This is a genomic window from Sphingomonas benefaciens (genome assembly GCF_052907485.1).
Window position 1 is genome coordinate 476,512 of record NZ_JBREIC010000001.1, and the last position, 15,356, is coordinate 491,867.

General features: G+C 68.5%; 14 protein-coding genes. 9 read left to right on the plus strand and 5 right to left on the minus strand.

Annotated features, from left to right (window positions below; genetic code table 11):
- Positions 1–45: 45 nt before the first annotated feature.
- Positions 46–1,866, plus strand: coding sequence for an aspartate--tRNA ligase (gene aspS, locus ACU5AX_RS02285; protein ID WP_446689495.1), 1,821 nt, complete (start codon positions 46–48; stop codon positions 1,864–1,866).
- Between the two features lie 57 nt (positions 1,867–1,923).
- Here the strand turns inward: aspS and ACU5AX_RS02290 are convergent, their stop codons facing one another.
- Positions 1,924–2,760 carry a TIGR00266 family protein gene (locus tag ACU5AX_RS02290; protein ID WP_446689496.1) on the minus strand — a complete coding sequence of 279 codons (837 nt, stop codon included), beginning with the start codon at positions 2,758–2,760 and terminating at the stop codon, positions 1,924–1,926.
- 138 nt (positions 2,761–2,898) lie between these two features.
- Here ACU5AX_RS02290 and ACU5AX_RS02295 point away from each other — a divergent pair, with 138 nt between their 5' ends.
- Both ACU5AX_RS02295 and ACU5AX_RS02300 read left to right on the plus strand, forming a co-directional pair.
- Positions 2,899–4,311 (plus strand): APC family permease, encoded by a 1,413-nt coding sequence (locus tag ACU5AX_RS02295; RefSeq protein ID WP_446689497.1) that lies wholly within the window; start codon positions 2,899–2,901, stop codon positions 4,309–4,311.
- Entirely contained in the window at positions 4,289–5,059 is a 771-nt protein-coding gene (locus ACU5AX_RS02300) for a polyphosphate kinase 2 family protein (RefSeq protein WP_446689498.1), read from the plus strand. The genes ACU5AX_RS02295 and ACU5AX_RS02300 overlap by 23 nt, the downstream gene beginning before the upstream one ends.
- Positions 5,060–5,127: 68 nt before the next feature.
- On the opposite strand, the gene ACU5AX_RS02305 is transcribed toward ACU5AX_RS02300, so the two are convergent.
- Positions 5,128–5,757 (minus strand): carbonic anhydrase, encoded by a 630-nt coding sequence (locus tag ACU5AX_RS02305; protein WP_446689499.1) that lies wholly within the window; start codon positions 5,755–5,757, stop codon positions 5,128–5,130.
- Positions 5,758–5,876: 119 nt separating this feature from the next.
- Here ACU5AX_RS02305 and lipA point away from each other — a divergent pair, with 119 nt between their 5' ends.
- Positions 5,877–6,818: a lipoyl synthase gene (lipA, locus tag ACU5AX_RS02310; RefSeq protein WP_446689500.1), complete on the plus strand. Its 942-nt coding sequence runs from the start codon at positions 5,877–5,879 to the stop codon at positions 6,816–6,818.
- Positions 6,805–7,263, plus strand: a complete 459-nt coding sequence (locus tag ACU5AX_RS02315; protein ID WP_446689501.1) for a type II toxin-antitoxin system RatA family toxin — start codon at positions 6,805–6,807, stop codon at positions 7,261–7,263. Before lipA ends, ACU5AX_RS02315 begins: the two co-directional genes overlap by 14 nt.
- On the opposite strand, the gene ACU5AX_RS02320 is transcribed toward ACU5AX_RS02315, so the two are convergent.
- Genes ACU5AX_RS02320 through ACU5AX_RS02330 form a run of 3 tightly spaced genes read right to left on the minus strand, consistent with a single transcriptional unit; the run spans position 7,224 to position 9,378 of the window.
- Positions 7,224–7,727, minus strand: coding sequence for a CinA family protein (locus ACU5AX_RS02320; protein ID WP_198352918.1), 504 nt, complete (start codon positions 7,725–7,727; stop codon positions 7,224–7,226). The two genes, ACU5AX_RS02315 and ACU5AX_RS02320, sit on opposite strands and share 40 nt — an antisense overlap.
- A complete protein-coding gene (locus ACU5AX_RS02325; RefSeq protein WP_446689502.1) occupies positions 7,724–8,245 on the minus strand; it encodes a hypothetical protein in 522 nt (173 codons plus the stop codon). Before ACU5AX_RS02325 ends, ACU5AX_RS02320 begins: the two co-directional genes overlap by 4 nt.
- Positions 8,242–9,378, minus strand: a complete 1,137-nt coding sequence (locus ACU5AX_RS02330; RefSeq protein ID WP_446689503.1) for a bifunctional 2-C-methyl-D-erythritol 4-phosphate cytidylyltransferase/2-C-methyl-D-erythritol 2,4-cyclodiphosphate synthase — start codon at positions 9,376–9,378, stop codon at positions 8,242–8,244. Before ACU5AX_RS02330 ends, ACU5AX_RS02325 begins: the two co-directional genes overlap by 4 nt.
- A 68-nt stretch (positions 9,379–9,446) precedes the next feature.
- Between ACU5AX_RS02330 and dusB the strand changes: the two genes are divergently transcribed.
- From dusB to ACU5AX_RS02350, 4 genes are all read left to right on the plus strand, one after another.
- Positions 9,447–10,472 (plus strand): tRNA dihydrouridine synthase DusB, encoded by a 1,026-nt coding sequence (dusB, locus tag ACU5AX_RS02335; protein ID WP_446689504.1) that lies wholly within the window; start codon positions 9,447–9,449, stop codon positions 10,470–10,472.
- A gap of 6 nt (positions 10,473–10,478) precedes the next feature.
- Positions 10,479–11,519 (plus strand): two-component system sensor histidine kinase NtrB, encoded by a 1,041-nt coding sequence (locus ACU5AX_RS02340; protein WP_198352914.1) that lies wholly within the window; start codon positions 10,479–10,481, stop codon positions 11,517–11,519.
- Positions 11,516–12,943, plus strand: a complete 1,428-nt coding sequence (gene ntrC, locus ACU5AX_RS02345) for a nitrogen regulation protein NR(I) (protein WP_446689505.1) — start codon at positions 11,516–11,518, stop codon at positions 12,941–12,943. Before ACU5AX_RS02340 ends, ntrC begins: the two co-directional genes overlap by 4 nt.
- A gap of 184 nt (positions 12,944–13,127) precedes the next feature.
- Positions 13,128–15,356 carry a sensor histidine kinase gene (locus ACU5AX_RS02350; protein ID WP_446689506.1) on the plus strand — a complete coding sequence of 743 codons (2,229 nt, stop codon included), beginning with the start codon at positions 13,128–13,130 and terminating at the stop codon, positions 15,354–15,356.

The following is a 15,356-nucleotide window of genomic DNA, read 5'->3' on the forward strand; positions in this document are numbered from 1 at the left end:
CGGGCCAGCTTGCCGGGCGGCGACGGACATTGTTGGAATTCTTTTATGCACGCCTATCGTACCCACACCTGCGCCGCGCTCAGTGCCTCGGCCGTCGGCGAGACCGTCCGCCTGTCGGGCTGGGTCCATCGCAAGCGCGACCATGGCGGCGTGCTGTTCGTCGATCTGCGCGATCATTACGGCATCACCCAGATCGTCGCCGACAGCGATTCGGCTGCGCTGCCGATCCTCGAGCAGGTGCGCGTCGAATCGGTGGTGACGATCGACGGGGTGGTGAAGGCGCGTTCGGCCGGCACGGTGAACCCCAATCTCGCCACCGGCGAAATCGAGGTCTTCGCGCGCGGCGCCACCGTGTTGTCGGCGGCGGACGAGCTGCCGATGCCGGTAGCGGGCGAGCAGGATTATCCCGAGGATATCCGCCTCCGCTACCGCTTCCTCGACCTGCGCCGCGAGACGCTGCACGCCAACATCGTCCGCCGGACCAAGGTGATCGCGGCGATGCGCCGCCGCATGGAGGATGCCGGCTTCATCGAATATTCGACGCCGATCCTGACCGCGTCGTCGCCGGAGGGCGCGCGCGACTTCCTGGTGCCGAGCCGCATCCATCCGGGCAAGTTCTACGCGCTGCCGCAGGCGCCGCAGCAGTATAAGCAGCTGCTGATGGTCGCCGGCTTCGACCGCTATTTCCAGATCGCGCCCTGCTTCCGCGACGAAGACCCGCGCGCCGACCGCCTGCCGGGCGAATTCTATCAGCTCGACCTCGAGATGAGCTTCGTCACGCAGGAGGAGGTGTGGGAGACGATGGAGCCGGTGATCGGCGGCATCTTCGAACAGTTCGCCGACGGCCGCAAAGTCACGCCGACCGGCGAGTTCCCGCGCATCCCCTATGACGAGGCGATGCTGAAGTACGGCAGCGACAAGCCCGACCTGCGCAATCCGCTGCTCATCACCGACGTGTCGGAGCATTTCACGCAAAGCGGCTTCGGCCTGTTCGAGAAGATCGTCGGTTCGGGCGGCGTCGTCCGCGCGATCCCGGCACCAGCCACCGCTGACAAGAGCCGCAAGTTCTTCGACGAGATGAACGAATGGGCGCGCGGCGAGGGGCATGCCGGCCTCGGCTACGTCACCCGCAAGGGCGGCGAGTTCGGCGGCCCGATCGCCAAGAACCACGGCACCGAGGGGATGGAGGCGCTCTACGCCGCGCTCGGCCTCGGGCCCGACGACGGCCTGTTCTTCGCGGCCGGCAAGGCGGAGGCGGCGGCCAAGCTTGCCGGCGCAGCGCGCACCCGCGTCGCCGACCAGCTCGGCCTGATCGAGCAGGGCGCGTTCCGGCTGTGCTGGATCGTCGACTTCCCCTTCTACGAATGGGACGAGGACGAGAAGAAGGTCGAGTTCGCCCACAACCCCTTCTCGATGCCGCAGGGCGGTATGGACGCGCTGAACGCGGGCGAGCCGCTCACGATCAAGGCGTTCCAGTACGACCTCGTCTGCAACGGCTATGAGATCGCTTCCGGCTCGATCCGCAACCAGTCGCCGGAGCTGATGGTCAAGGCGTTCGAGCTGGTGGGGCTGAGCAAGGCGGACGTCGAGGAGCGCTTCGGCGGCCTCTACCGCGCCTTCCAATATGGCGCGCCGCCGCACGGCGGCATGGCGGCCGGCGTCGACCGCATCGTCATGCTGATCTGCGGCGCGCAGAATCTGCGCGAGATCACGCTATTCCCGATGAACCAGCGCGCCGAGGACCTGCTGATGGGCGCGCCGAGCCCCGCGGCGCCGAAGCAGCTGCGCGAGCTGTCGATCCGCTCGGCGGTGCCGGTCGAGCCCACCGCGGGCGTCACCGCGACGGTGGCACCGAGCGCGGGGTAACCCCCTTCGTCATCCCCGCCTGCGCGGGGATGACGAATGATGATGGATGCTCCAGCCTCAGTCGTTCCCGCCGACCCAGTCGCCGAAGCCGCCGAGCACCGATCCTTCGCCGCGATTGCCGCCACGGCCGTTCGCCGCCGCCAGCATCCGCCCCGCCAGTCGCGAGAAGGGCAGCGACTGGATCCACACCTTGCCCGGCCCGCGCAGCCGCGCGAAGAACAATCCTTCGCCGCCGAACAGCGCGCTGCGCACCCCGCCGACGGTGACCAGGTCGAAGTCGATCGACGGCGTCATCGCCGCCAGACAGCCGGTGTCGACGTGCAATTCCTCGCCCGGCGCCAGTTCGCGCTCGACGACGGTGCCGCCCATCTGCACGAAGACCCAGCCGTCGCCGGTCAGCGACTGCATGATGAAGCCTTCGCCGCCGAACAGGCCGGTGAGCACTCGCCGCTGGAAATAGATGCCGAGCTGCACGCCGCGCGCCGCGGCGAGGAAGGCATCCTTCTGACAGATCAGCTGCCCGCCGACGTCGGACAGGCGGATCGGCAGGATCGAGCCCGGCGTCGGCGAGCCGAAGGCGACTCGCGCCTTGCCGCGCCCCTCATGCGTGAAGACGGTGGTGAACAGACTCTCGCCGGTGACCAGCCGCCGTCCGGCACCGAGCAACTTGCCCATGAAGCCGCCACCCTGGTCGCCGCTGCCGTCGCCGAACACGGTGGTCATCGCGACGGAGGCGTCCTTCCACACCATCGCGCCGGCCTCCGCCACCGCGCTTTCGCCGGGATCGAGCTCGATCTCGAGGAATTGCAACTCCTCGCCCTTGATCTCGAATTCGATGTCGTCGGCACCGCCGCCGCTGCCGCCGGCCTGCTGCCAAGGGGATTGAAAGGGCATGATCGTCTCCCACCACGTGTGGCAGCGCGATAGCACACCGGTTGCCGGCCCGGGAGGGGCGGGAAAGGCCAGCAACGCCATCTTTCTTCGCCACATTAACCATGCCACTAGACCCGCCGGGGTATGAGCCGGGGGACAATGCTGGACGATCAACCACTTGGCCGGCCGGTGCCGCCGCTCACCCGCAGCCTGGGCGTGATGGGCGTCTTGTTCCTGACCTTGTCGGTGGCAACTCCGGCCTCGTCGGTGTTCGTCATCGTACCGGGGATGCTGCAGGTCGCCGGGACCGGTGCGATCTGGGCGATGGTGCTCGCCGGCATCGTCTGCGTCGCCACTGCCTTCGTCTATGCCGAACTGTCCAGCGCCTGGCCCGCCGCCGGTGGCGAATATGTCGCGGTCGCGCAGACGCTGGGGCCGCTCGCCGGCTTCGTCATGCTCGGCGTCAATGTGTTCAACAATCTGTTCTTCCCGCCGGTCGCCGGACTTGGCATCAGTGCGGTGCTGTCGACCGTCTGGCCGGGGCTGCCGACCGTGCCGGTGGCGGTCGTCGTGGTCGCCGGTGCGACGCTGGTCGCGCTGCTCCAGATCCGGGTCAACGCCTGGGTCACGGGCCTCTTTTTGCTCGGCGAGATGCTGGCGCTGGCGGCGATCGTCGCGCTCGGCCTCGCCGATCGTGCCCGCCCGGTCGGCGCGATGCTGCTCCACCCCGTCATGCCGTCGGCGGCCGCGCTGGTCCCCGCCAGCCCGGCGGCGATCGGCCTCGCCACCTCGATCGCGATCTTCGCGCTCAACGGCTATGGTGCCGCGGTCTATTTTGCGGAGGAGATGCGCGAGCCGTCGCGGCTGATCGCGCGCGCGATCCTTGCCAGTCTCGTCCTCACCCTGGTGTTCGAGATCGCGCCGACCGTCGCATTGCTGGTCGGCGCGCCCGATCTGCACGGCGCGGTCACCGCCGACGATCCGTTCGGCCTGCTCGCCCGGATGCGCGGCGGTGGCTGGACGGCGGATGCGATCGCGATCGGCGTGGTCATCGCCATCGTCAACGCGATCATCGCCTGCATCCTCGCCTGCGCCCGCTTCTTCTACGGCACCGCCCGCGATGGCAGTTGGGGCCGACCGCTCGACCGGTGGATGGCGATGATCCATCCGCGCCTGGGTTCGCCCTGGGTCGGCACGCTGATCGTCGGCGGGGTCGGCGTCGCCTGCTGTTTCCTGCCGTTGACGCTGCTGCTGGTGCTCAGCGGCACCGGCCTCATCGCCATCTATGCCGGCATTGCCGTCGCCGCGCTGGTCGGCCGGCTCAATGGCGCTACCGCGCATGCCGCCTATCGCATGCCGCTCTTTCCGCTCGCGCCGGTCGCGACGCTGGTCGCGCTCGGCTACGTCACCTGGACGAGTTGGCTCGACCCCGCCGAGGGCCGGCCCGGCCTGATCATGACCGCACTGCAGATCGCCGCTTCCGCCGCCTATTACGTGCTGGTGCTGCGTCGCCGCGGCGACTGGCGCGTTCACGTGCCGGAGGTGACGGATGATCGACCTGAACGACTATGAGAGCGACCATCATTACAAGGGCAACTATGCCGACGATCTGAAGGTCCTACAGAAGCGGCTTGAGCATATTCTCATCGCCCATATCGTTCACGACCGCGCCGCGGTCGTTATGCTGGAAGGCTGGGACGCGGCGGGGAAGGGCGGCATCATCGAGCGTCTCACCCAGCGCTGGGACCAGCGGCGCTACGAAGTCTATCCGATCAGCGCGCCGACCGCGGAGGAAAAGGCGCACGACTTCCTCTGGCGGTTCCGTCAACGGCTGCCGCAGCCCGGCAATATCAGCGTCTTCGACCGCAGCTGGTATGGTCGCGTGCTCGTCGAGCGGGTCGAGGGCTATGCCAGCGAGGAGGAATGGCGCCGGGGCTACGAAGAGATCAATGCCTTCGAAGCCGAACTGATCGAAGGCGGCACGACGCTGGTCAAAGTGTTCGTCCACACCAGCCAGAAGGAACAGGACAAACGGCTCAAGGCGCGGCTGGAAGATCCGTGGAAGCGGTGGAAGACGGGCCTCGACGATTACCGCAACCGCGCCCGCCGGGCCGACTATCTGGCCGCGATGCACGACATGTTTGCCCGTACCGATACGGGCGGTGCACCCTGGACGTTGATCGCGGGCGACGACAAGAAATCCGCCCGCATCGCTGCGCTCACCGCCGTTGCCGACCAGCTCGAACGCCAAGTCGACATGACGCCGCCGCCGCTCGATCCGGAACTGGAGCGGATCGCCAGGGAAGCGCTGGCAGGCTGAGCATGCCCGCCGCCTGTCGCCCCGGCGGATCGGCCGGAGCGACGGGGGGAAGGGGAGGGGGCGACGGACTATGCCGCCGCGAACCGGCCCTCGTCATCCATCACGTGCAGCACGCCGTCGGCGATCGCGAAATAGGCGCCGCGCAGCGCCAATGTGCCGGCCTCCTCCCGCTCCTTGACGAAGGGGAAGGTGCGCAGATTGGCGAGGCTGACGCGCACCGCCTCATGCTCCATTGCCCTCTTTGCCTCGGGGCCGTCGCCGTGCTCGGCACGTACCTTCTCGCGTGCCTCGTCGAGCAGGCCGACCCATTGCGCGATGAAGCCGCCATCGCCCGGCGCATGGCCGTCGAACGCACCCGACAGCGACGCTGCACAGCCGCCGCACGAGGCATGGCCCATCACCACCACCTCCGGCACCTCGAGCTGCGTCACGGCGAACTCCAACGCCGCCGAGACGCCATGACGGCCGCCGCCGACCTCATAGGGCGGCACCAGATTGGCGACGTTGCGCACCACGAAGATCTCGCCCGGGGATACGTCGAAGATCTGGGCCGGATCGACCCGGCTGTCCGAGCAGGCAATCACCATCACCTTGGGGCTCTGGCCGTCCTTCAATTCGTCCCAGCGCTCGCGTTGCTGCGCCCAGCCGGTGTCGCGGAAACGGTGGTAGCCCTGGATCATGTCGGCAAAGTCGGTCACGCATCCCTCCTGAAGAAATATCGCGTCCGCTAACGCACTTCACGGCCTTTGCGGTCCCATAGCAACACTTCGTGGCACATCCGTTGTTTCGCCGGGCCACAGGCGCTATCTCGCGCGTCATGAACGAGATGACCCCGGTGGCCCGCCCGGAGCGGCAGCGCAAGCCCGACTGGATTCGCGTTAAGGCGCCGACCAGCGCCGGCTTTGCCGCGACGCGCGAGCTGATGCGCGCCAAGAGCCTGACGACGGTGTGCGAGGAAGCGGCCTGCCCGAACATCGGCGAATGCTGGTCGAAGAAACATGCTACCGTCATGATCCTCGGCGACACCTGCACGCGCGCCTGCGCCTTCTGCAACGTCAAGACCGGCATGCCGCGTGCGGTCGACCCGATGGAGCCGCAGAACGTGGCGGATGCGGCGGCGCAGATGGGCCTGGAGCATATCGTCGTCACCTCGGTCGATCGGGACGATCTGCCCGACGGCGGCGCCAAGCAGTTCGTCAAGGTGATCGAGGCGATCCGGCGGTCCAACCCGACGACGACGATCGAGATCCTGACCCCGGACTTCCGCAACAAGCACGAGGCCGCGGTCGAGGCGATCGTCGCCGCCCGGCCCGACGTCTACAACCACAATCTCGAAACCGTCCCAAGGCTCTATCCGACGATCCGGCCGGGCGCGCGTTATTACGCCTCGCTGCGCCTGCTGGAGAGCGTCAAGAAGCTCGATCCGTCGATCTTCACCAAGTCGGGCATCATGCTCGGCCTCGGCGAGGAGCGGCTCGAGGTGCATCAGGTGATGGACGACATGCGCTCGGCCGACATCGACTTCCTCACCATGGGCCAATATCTGCAGCCGACGCCGCGCCACGCCAAGGTCGCCGAATTCGTCAATCCGAAGGCGTTCGCCGCCTATGCCTCGATCGCGCGGGCGAAGGGCTTTCTGCTCGTCGCCTCGTCGCCGCTGACCCGGTCGAGCTATCATGCCGGCGACGATTTCGCCAAGATGCGGGCGGCGCGGGAGGCGAAGCTGGCGGGGGCGAAGCCGGTTCATGCCCAAGCATAGCGAGACGCGGCGGCTGCCGTACACGCCAGAACAGATGTTCGATCTGGTCGCCGACGTGCAGCGCTATCCGGAGTTCCTGCCCTGGGTCAGCGCGATGCGCGTCCGCCAGAACAGCGACACCGCGACGGTTGCCGACATGATCGTCGGCTTCAAGGGGCTGCGCGAGACGTTCACCTCGAAGGTCGAGAAGCAGCGGCCCGACCATATCCATGTCGAATATGTCGACGGGCCGCTGAAGTACCTCCACAACGACTGGCGCTTCCGGCCCGACGGGGCAGGGTGCGCGGTCGACTTCACCGTCGATTTCCAGTTCAAGAACCGGATGTTCGAGATGCTCGCCGGCCAGGTGTTCGGCATGGCGCTGCGCAAGATGATCGGCGCCTTCGAGGAACGCGCCGCCAAACTCTACGGCAGCAACAGCTCCAGCGCGACCAGCGCCGCCTGAAGGCGGATGCCGCCGCGGCCGAGGTCGCCGAACGCCTTCATGTCGGCATGCACGTCGGCTTGGTCCGCGCCCTTCTCGGCGCGGGCGAAGACGACGGTACCGACCGGCTTCTTGACCGATCCGCCGCCGGGGCCGGCGACCCCGGTGATCGCCACCGCGACATCGGCGCCGCTCTGCGTCAGCGCGCCCTGCGCCATCGCCCAGGCGGTCGCGATCGACACCGCGCCGAACGTGTCGAGCACATCGGCATTGACCTTGAGCAGCGCCTTCTTGGCGTCGTTCGAATAGGTGACGAAACCGGCGCCGAGCACGTCGGACGAGCCGGGGATCTCGGTGATCGCCGCCGCGACCAGGCCGCCGGTGCAGCTCTCCGCGACCGCAACGGTGCGCCCGGCGGCGCGATTCGCCTCGACCACGCGGGCGGCGGCGGCGACCAGCTCGGCGGGCAGGATCGTATCGGTCATCGCGCGCTCCCCGTGCACAGCGGCAGGTCGGGCACGGCGCTGTCCTTGCCCTTCGCCTTCTCGGCCTTGAGGTAGCCCAGCGTCGTCACGATCACGCCGGCGGTATTCTGCGGCGGCAGGGGGGCGAGCTGCGTCACGAACCGGTCGATCGTGCCGCAATCCGCCGGATTGATCCGCCCGACCAGCAGCGGGGCCAGCGCCGCGGTGAGCAGCGGCCGCGCGAATTCGGACTGCAGCAGCCCGTCGATCAGCGGATCGCTGAGCTTGACGATCGCGGCGCGCGCGGTCGGCCAGGCGCGCTCGGCGGCATCGCGATATTTGTCGATGAAGCCGCCGTCGGTCTGGCGCAGCAGGCTGGACGGCGGCAACCGTGTCGCACAGACGACGCCGGTCTGCTGGATGATCGTCGGCAGCGCGATGAGCGTGACCGCCTCCGCCTCGGGCGCGGTCAGGCAGCGGGTCTGCGCCTGCACCGGCGCGGCGAGCAGCACGGTCGACAGCAGGAGCGCGCGGATCATCGCGGCTGCTCCGGCAGGCTGATCGTCGCCACCGCCTGCGCGGCAATCCCTTCCTCGCGGCCGGTGAAGCCCAGCCGTTCGGTGGTCGTCGCCTTGACGCTGACCCGGCCTTCGGGAAGCGCCAGCAGTTCGGCGATCCGCGCCCGCATCGCCGGTCGGTGCGGGCCGATCTTGGGCGCCTCGCAGATCAGGGTCAGGTCGATGAAGTCGATGCGGCCGCCCTGTTCGGCGACCAGCCCTGCGGCATGGCGCAGGAACTGGCCCGATTCGGCGCCGCGCCACTGCGGGTCGCTCGGCGGGAAGTGCGTGCCGATGTCGCCCGCCGCGATCGTGCCGAGTAGCGCATCGGTGATCGCGTGCAGCGCGACGTCGGCGTCGCTGTGGCCGGACAGACCCTTGTCGTGCGGGATCAGCACGCCGCCCAGCCACAAGTCCTCGCCGGCCTCGAGCCGGTGGACGTCGAAGCCGGACGCGCTGCGCGTCTCAAAGGCGAGCCGCGTCTCGGCGGCGGCGAAATCCTGCGGGTGCGTGACCTTGTCGAGCATCGCATCGCCCTGCACCAGAACGACGCGTCCGCCAAGCCGCCGCACCATCTGGGCGTCGTCGGTCGCCTCCTCGTCGGCGGGCCAGCCGGCATGGGCGGCACGCAGCACCTCGGTGCGGAAGCCCTGCGGCGTCTGCACCCGGGCGAGGCCGTCGCGCGGCACCACCGCCCCGTCACGCACCAGCGTGTCCGCCACCGCCAGCACCGGATAGGCGCCCTCCGCCTCGTCCAGCGCCGCGATCACCCGGTCAATCACCGCCGCCGGCACGAACGGCCGCGCCGCATCGTGGACCAGCACGCGCGCGCCGTCGACCGCCGCCAGCCCGCGCGCCACCGACTCGCGCCGGCTCGCCCCGCCGGTCACCAGCCGCGCGCCGTCGCCCAGCGCCGCCCGTGCCTGCGCCTCCGCCCCGGCGCCGATCACCACCACCACCTCGTCGATGGCGGGATGGCGGGCGAACGCCTCATAGGCCCAGCGCAGCAGCGGCTTGCCGCCGAGCAGCACATATTGTTTCGGCACCGCGCCGCCCGCACGCGAGCCGGAGCCCGCCGCCACGATCAGCGCCGTTGTTCGCAATCGATCGGTCATGCGCCGCCCCTAGCCTTGCCAGCCGACGCCGGAAAGGGTAGGGAGCTGCCCGTTTTTCAGGCAGATCGATGCGACCCTTCGCCCCCATTCAGATCGGTCCCGTGCGGATCGACCAGCCCGTCGTGCTGGCGCCGATGACCGGCGTCACCGACATGCCGTTCCGCACCCTGGTGCGCCGCTACGGTTCCGGCCTCAACGTCACCGAGATGATCGCCAGCCAGGCGGCGATCCGCGAGACGCGCCAGTCGATCCAGAAGGCGGCGTGGCACCTGTCGGAAGAGCCGGTGTCGATGCAGCTCGTCGGCTGCACCCCCTATGAAATGGCGGAGGCGGCCAAGCTCGCCGAGGATCGCGGCGCCGCGATCATCGACATCAACATGGGCTGCCCGGTGCGCAAGGTCACCAACGGCGACGCCGGGTCGGCGCTGATGCGCGACCTGAAGCTCGCCGCGCAGCTGATCGACAGCGTCGTCAGGGCGGTTCGGGCGCCCGTCACGCTCAAGATGCGGATGGGCTGGTGCCACGACAGCCTCAACGCGCCCGAATTGTCGCGCATCGCGCAGGACCTTGGCGTCCAGCTGATCACGGTTCACGGCCGCACCCGCAACCAGATGTACAAGGGTCAGGCCGACTGGGGCTTCATCCGCCGCGTCAAGGATGCGGTCGATCTGCCGGTGATCGCCAACGGCGACATCTGTTCGATCGAGGATGCCGAGGCCGCGCTCGACCAGTCGGGCGCGGACGGCATCATGATCGGTCGCGGCGCCTACGGCCGGCCGTGGCTGCTCGGCCAGATGATGCACTGGTTCGCCACCGGCGAACGCCGTGCCGATCCGGATATGGACGAGCAATATCGCACGATCGCCGAACATTATGAGGCGATGCTCGACCATTATGGCACCCACACCGGGGTCAACATGGCGCGCAAGCACATCGGCTGGTACACCAAGGGGCTGAACGGATCGGCCGAGTTCCGCAACACGGTCAACCAGGAGCCGGACGCCAAAGTCGTGCAGCGCATGCTCGCCGACTTCTACGCGCCGTTCCGCGGCCAGCCGTCGCTGCGGACGACACCGCTGCCGCAGGCGGCCTGACGCACCTTGGCGGGGCGTCCCGGTTTCGCCGAACTGTTCGCGGCGCTGCCCGTGGCGGCGATCGCCGTCGATCCCGACGATCGCATCGCCCACGCCAACACCAATGCCGAAGGGCTGCTCAACCTGTCGGAACGGGTGATGCGCGGCCAGCCGCTCGCCGCCATCCTGCCGCCGCCGACCGAGGGCACGCCCAACGACGGCCATGGCGTCGCCGTCTATGACGTCGAGATCGCGACGCCGCGCGGCAAGATCCGCGTCGATTATGCCGCCGCCATGCTCGCCGATCATCCCGGCTGGCGTGTCGTCACGCTGCACGCCGCCGCCAGCACGCGCGGCCTCGGCCATTCCGCCGGCCGCGCCGCCAGCGCGCGCGCGGCGAGCGGCGCCGCCGCGATGCTGGCGCATGAGATCAAGAATCCCCTATCCGGCATCCGCGGTGCGGCGCAGCTGATCGGCGCGGGCGAGCTGACCAGCCTGATCGTTACGGAAGTCGACCGGATCGCCGCCTTGATCGACCGCATGCAGGATTTCAGCGACACCCGTCCGCTCGATCGTGCTGCCGAGAACATCTATCCGCTGATCGGCCACGCCCGGCGGCTGGCGCTCGCCGGCTTCGCCCGCGGCGTGACGATCGAGGAGCGGTTCGACCCCTCGTTGCCGCCGGCGCTGATCAACCGCGACGCGCTGCTCCAGATCCTGATCAACCTGCTCAAGAATGCCTATGAGGCCGCGCGCGCGGAACGCCAGCCGCGCCTGATCCTGACCACCGCCTATCGCCACGGCATGGCGGTCAGCGCCGCGCCGGGCCGGCCGCGCGTGCCGCTGCCGATCGAGATCTGCGTCATCGACAATGGCCCCGGCGCCCCCGCCGACATCGCCGAGCATCTGTTCGACCCCTTCGTCTCCGGTCGGCCGGAGGGGCAGGGGCTCGGCCTCGCCCTGGTCGACAAGCTGATGCGCGACATGGGCGGCATCGTCCAATATGCCCGCGAAGGAACCCCCGAGATGACGACGCTGCGCCTCCTGCTGCCCCGGGCGGCGTCATGAGCCGGATTCTCGTCGTCGACGATGATGCCGCGATCCGCACCGTCGTCGGCCAGGCGCTGCGCCGCGCCGGGCACGACGTGCAGGTCGCCGAGACGCTGGCGCAGCTCGACCGCATCCTCGCTACGCGCGTGCCCGACGTGTTGGTCACCGACGTCGTCCTGCCCGACGGCGACGGCATCGACCGGGTCAAGGAGATCGGCGCGCGACTGCCGCAGCTGCCGATCATCATCTTGTCGGCGCAGAACACGCTGACCACCGCGGTGCGCGCCAATGAGGTCGGCGCCTACGAATATCTTCCCAAGCCGTTCGACCTCGACGATCTGACCCGCGCCGTCGCCGCCGCCCTCGCACGCAGCGCCGCGCAGCCGCAGGCAGCGGCGGGGGAGGGGGCGGGGGAAGATCCGGCGCTGCCGCTGATCGGCCGCTCGCCGGCGATGCAGGACGTCTACCGCGTCATCGCCCGCGTCCTCTCCAACGATCTCACCGTCTTGATCTCCGGCGAATCGGGTACCGGCAAGGAACTGGTCGCGCGGGCGATCCACGATCTCGGCCACCGCCGTGCCGCGCCCTTCGTTGCGATCAACATGGCGGCGATTCCGCGCGAGCTGATCGAGGCGGAGCTGTTCGGCCACGAGCGCGGCGCCTTCACCGGCGCGGGCCAGCGCAACGCCGGCCGTTTCGAACAGGCGGCGGGCGGCACCCTGTTCCTTGACGAGATCGGCGACATGCCGATGGAGGCGCAGACCCGGCTGCTGCGCGTACTGCAATCGGGCGAGTTCACCACCGTCGGCGGCGCGCGACCGCTGCGTGCCGACGTCCGCGTCGTCGCCGCGACCAACCGCGATCTTGCCGCGCAGGTCGCCACCGGCCAGTTCCGCGAGGATTTGTTCTACCGCCTCAACGTCGTGCCCATCGTCCTTCCCGCGCTACGCGATCGGCGTCAGGACGTGGCGCTGCTCGCCCGCCACTTCCTTGACATGGCCGCCGCCCAGGGTCTGCCGCGCCGGCGGCTGAGCGACGAGGCGCTGGAGGCGCTGAGCGCCTATGACTGGCCGGGCAACGTCCGCGAGCTGGAGAATGTCATGCGCCGCATGGCGGTGCTGGCGCGCGACGAATTGATCGACGCGACGACGATCCGGGCGCTGCTCGGCGGGCCGGGCAGCGTGCCGGACACGGGCGGCGACGACATCGCCGCCGCCGTCCGCCATCTCGTCGAACGGATCGCGCGCGAGCGCCCCGGCGCGCTCGACGACGGCACCCTCTACGACCGCGTGATCGGCGAGGTCGAACGGCCGCTGATCGAGACGATGCTCGCCCGTCACGGCGGCAATCAGCTGCGCGCGGCGCGGGCGCTCGGCCTCAACCGCAACACGCTGCGCAAGCGCCTCGACACGCTGGGCATCACCACGCGCGGGGAGGAATAGCGACCCGCCAGTGCTGCCCGCTGACGGGGGCGATGCCGGGACCGCCGGTCGTGGTGTCCCTTCTTGCGATCGGGATGCTGCGATAGGCGGGTGACCGAGGCGTGTTCCGGCGCCGGACGGTCATCGAAAGCGGCAGCAAAGATTGTGGTTTCCGTGCAACAATCCACGTTGTAATGATGCACCGATGACTGCGTCGCCGACGCCTGCACTGCCCCACGCTTCCGATCACCGCTGGCTTCGGATCACGCCGGCTGTCGAGGTGCTGGTTCTCGGGATCGCCATTGCCGTTGCATTGGCGACCTATTTCGTCATCACGGGTACCAACACCCCACAGGTGCCTCTGTCGCCCCCGGTCATGGCACTGCTGCTGGTCGCCAATCTGGTGCCCGGCATTCTGCTGTTGATGCTGGCGGGGCGACGCATCGCCAGACGCCGTGCCGCCCAATCGCTCATCGGTGGCGAGGGACGACTGCACGTACGGCTCGTCGCCATCTTCTCTGCCGTGGCGGCGGTGCCCGCGTTGCTGGTGACGATCTTCGCCTCCCTGCTGTTTCAGTATGGCGTCGAGTTCTGGTCCTCGGACCGCGCGCGCGGCATGCTGGAAAACGCGACCTCGCTGCTGCGGATCAACTACAATCAAGAACTCGATCGCGTCAGCGACCAGACGCAGGCGATGACAAAGGATCTTCGCTACTATCTCACGAAGAACGACGTCGACAGTGAATATTTCGCGCAGGGCATCGTGTTTCAGGCCTTCAACAGAAACATGTCGGAAGCAGCCTTTTACCTGAAGGGCGATCCGATCCCGCAAGCCTATATCAACCCGTACAAGCGGCATTTGGAACGGATCATCACGCCCGAAATCGCGGCGAAGCTGAACGCGGGCGCCACGAAGGTCGTGATCGAACGCAAGGATCGCGTCGGCGTCATCGTTCCGATGGATTACGAGCAGGGTGCCTATCTCTACGCGGCGCGTGTCTTCGACCCGCAGACCGCGGCGCAGTGGCGGCGGGGCGAGCAGATTACCGCCGATTTCCGTGCCATGCAGTCGCGCTCCCGTACTTTGCAGCTGCGCTTCAATGCGGCGTTACTGGTGGTTTCGCTTCTCATCGTTGCCTTCGCGGTGTGGTTTGCCCTCAATGTGGCCGATCGGCTGGTGCGTCCGGTCAGCGAACTGGTCGGCGCGGCGCGGCGCGTCACCGAGGGTGATTTGAAGACCCGCGTCACCGCCCCGCGGACCCGCGACGAGATCGGCACGCTCGCCAATGCCTTTAATCAGATGACGGGGCGGCTCGAAGAGCAGAACACCGAATTGGTCACCGCCAACGAGCAGCTGCAGGCACGCCGGGCGCTGATCGAAGCGGTGATGGCTGGAGTTTCTGCCGGTGTGATCGCGACCGGTGTTGGCGGCGATATCCGCATCGCCAATCGCTCGGCGACGGGACTGCTCGGCGCGGACGAGGGCGAGGGGCTAGTCGGCCGGCGCCTGGCGGACGTCTCCGCCGAACTCGCCGATTTCGTCGCCTCGGGCGAGCGCGAGGCGATCGTCCAGGTCGCCCGTCCCGGCGAGCCGCGGACGCTCGCGGTGCGGATCGCGCGGACCGAGTCCGGCCCGATCCTCACCTTCGACGACATCACCCAGCAATTGCTCGACCAGCGCCGCGCCGCCTGGTCCGATGTCGCCCGTCGCATCGCGCACGAGATCAAGAATCCGCTGACCCCGATCCAGCTCGCCGCCGAACGGCTGCAACGCCGCTACGGCAGCAAGATCGATCCCGAGGACACGACCTTCGCGCGGCTGACCGACACGATCGTCCGCCAGGTCGGCGACTTGCGCCGCATGGTCGACGAATTCTCCTCCTTTGCGCGCATGCCCAAGCCGGTGTTCCGCGAGGAATCGATCGTCGACGTCGGTCGTCAGGCCCTGTTCCTGCACGAGGTCGCGCATCCGTCGATCCGCTTCACCTTCGATCATCCCGCCACCATGCCGACCCTGGTCTGCGATCGCCGCCAGTTGGGGCAGGCTTTCACGAATATCGTGAAGAACGCCGTCGAAGCCATTGAAAGTAAAGGTGAAGGTGGCGGATCGGTGATGATGCATATGCGTGAAGATCGAGAAGTTCTGGTGGTCGAGGTCGCCGATACCGGCATCGGCCTGCCGCCGGAACGCGACCGGATCGTCGAGCCTTATATGACGACCCGCGCCCGCGGCACCGGCCTCGGCCTCGCCATCGTCAAGAAGATCGTCGAGGAGCATCACGGCACCATGACCTTCGCCGACCGGGAAGGCGGCGGCACGGTGGTGCGGATGGCCTTCGACAGCGCCGCACTCGCCCGCCTCGACCAGGGCGCCGCCGCGCCCGAGCCGGCGGGGGAGGGCCGGCTCGCTGCCCTTACCTCCAATCGGACCTGA

What these genes read in the sequence shown, in the direction of transcription:
- ACU5AX_RS02330 (WP_446689503.1), bottom strand. Translation starts at nt 9,378, where the DNA reads ATGACCGATCGATTGCGAACAACGGCGCTGATCGTGGCGGCGGGCTCC.
- ACU5AX_RS02320 (WP_198352918.1), bottom strand. Translation starts at nt 7,727, where the DNA reads ATGACCGATACGATCCTGCCCGCCGAGCTGGTCGCCGCCGCCGCCCGC.
- ntrC (WP_446689505.1), top strand. Translation starts at nt 11,516, where the DNA reads ATGAGCCGGATTCTCGTCGTCGACGATGATGCCGCGATCCGCACCGTC.
- dusB (WP_446689504.1), top strand. Translation starts at nt 9,447, where the DNA reads ATGCGACCCTTCGCCCCCATTCAGATCGGTCCCGTGCGGATCGACCAG.
- ACU5AX_RS02315 (WP_446689501.1), top strand. Translation starts at nt 6,805, where the DNA reads ATGCCCAAGCATAGCGAGACGCGGCGGCTGCCGTACACGCCAGAACAG.
- lipA (WP_446689500.1), top strand. Translation starts at nt 5,877, where the DNA reads ATGAACGAGATGACCCCGGTGGCCCGCCCGGAGCGGCAGCGCAAGCCC.
- ACU5AX_RS02295 (WP_446689497.1), top strand. Translation starts at nt 2,899, where the DNA reads ATGCTGGACGATCAACCACTTGGCCGGCCGGTGCCGCCGCTCACCCGC.
- aspS (WP_446689495.1), top strand. Translation starts at nt 46, where the DNA reads ATGCACGCCTATCGTACCCACACCTGCGCCGCGCTCAGTGCCTCGGCC.
- ACU5AX_RS02325 (WP_446689502.1), bottom strand. Translation starts at nt 8,245, where the DNA reads ATGATCCGCGCGCTCCTGCTGTCGACCGTGCTGCTCGCCGCGCCGGTG.
- ACU5AX_RS02300 (WP_446689498.1), top strand. Translation starts at nt 4,289, where the DNA reads ATGATCGACCTGAACGACTATGAGAGCGACCATCATTACAAGGGCAAC.
- ACU5AX_RS02290 (WP_446689496.1), bottom strand. Translation starts at nt 2,760, where the DNA reads ATGCCCTTTCAATCCCCTTGGCAGCAGGCCGGCGGCAGCGGCGGCGGT.
- ACU5AX_RS02350 (WP_446689506.1), top strand. Translation starts at nt 13,128, where the DNA reads ATGACTGCGTCGCCGACGCCTGCACTGCCCCACGCTTCCGATCACCGC.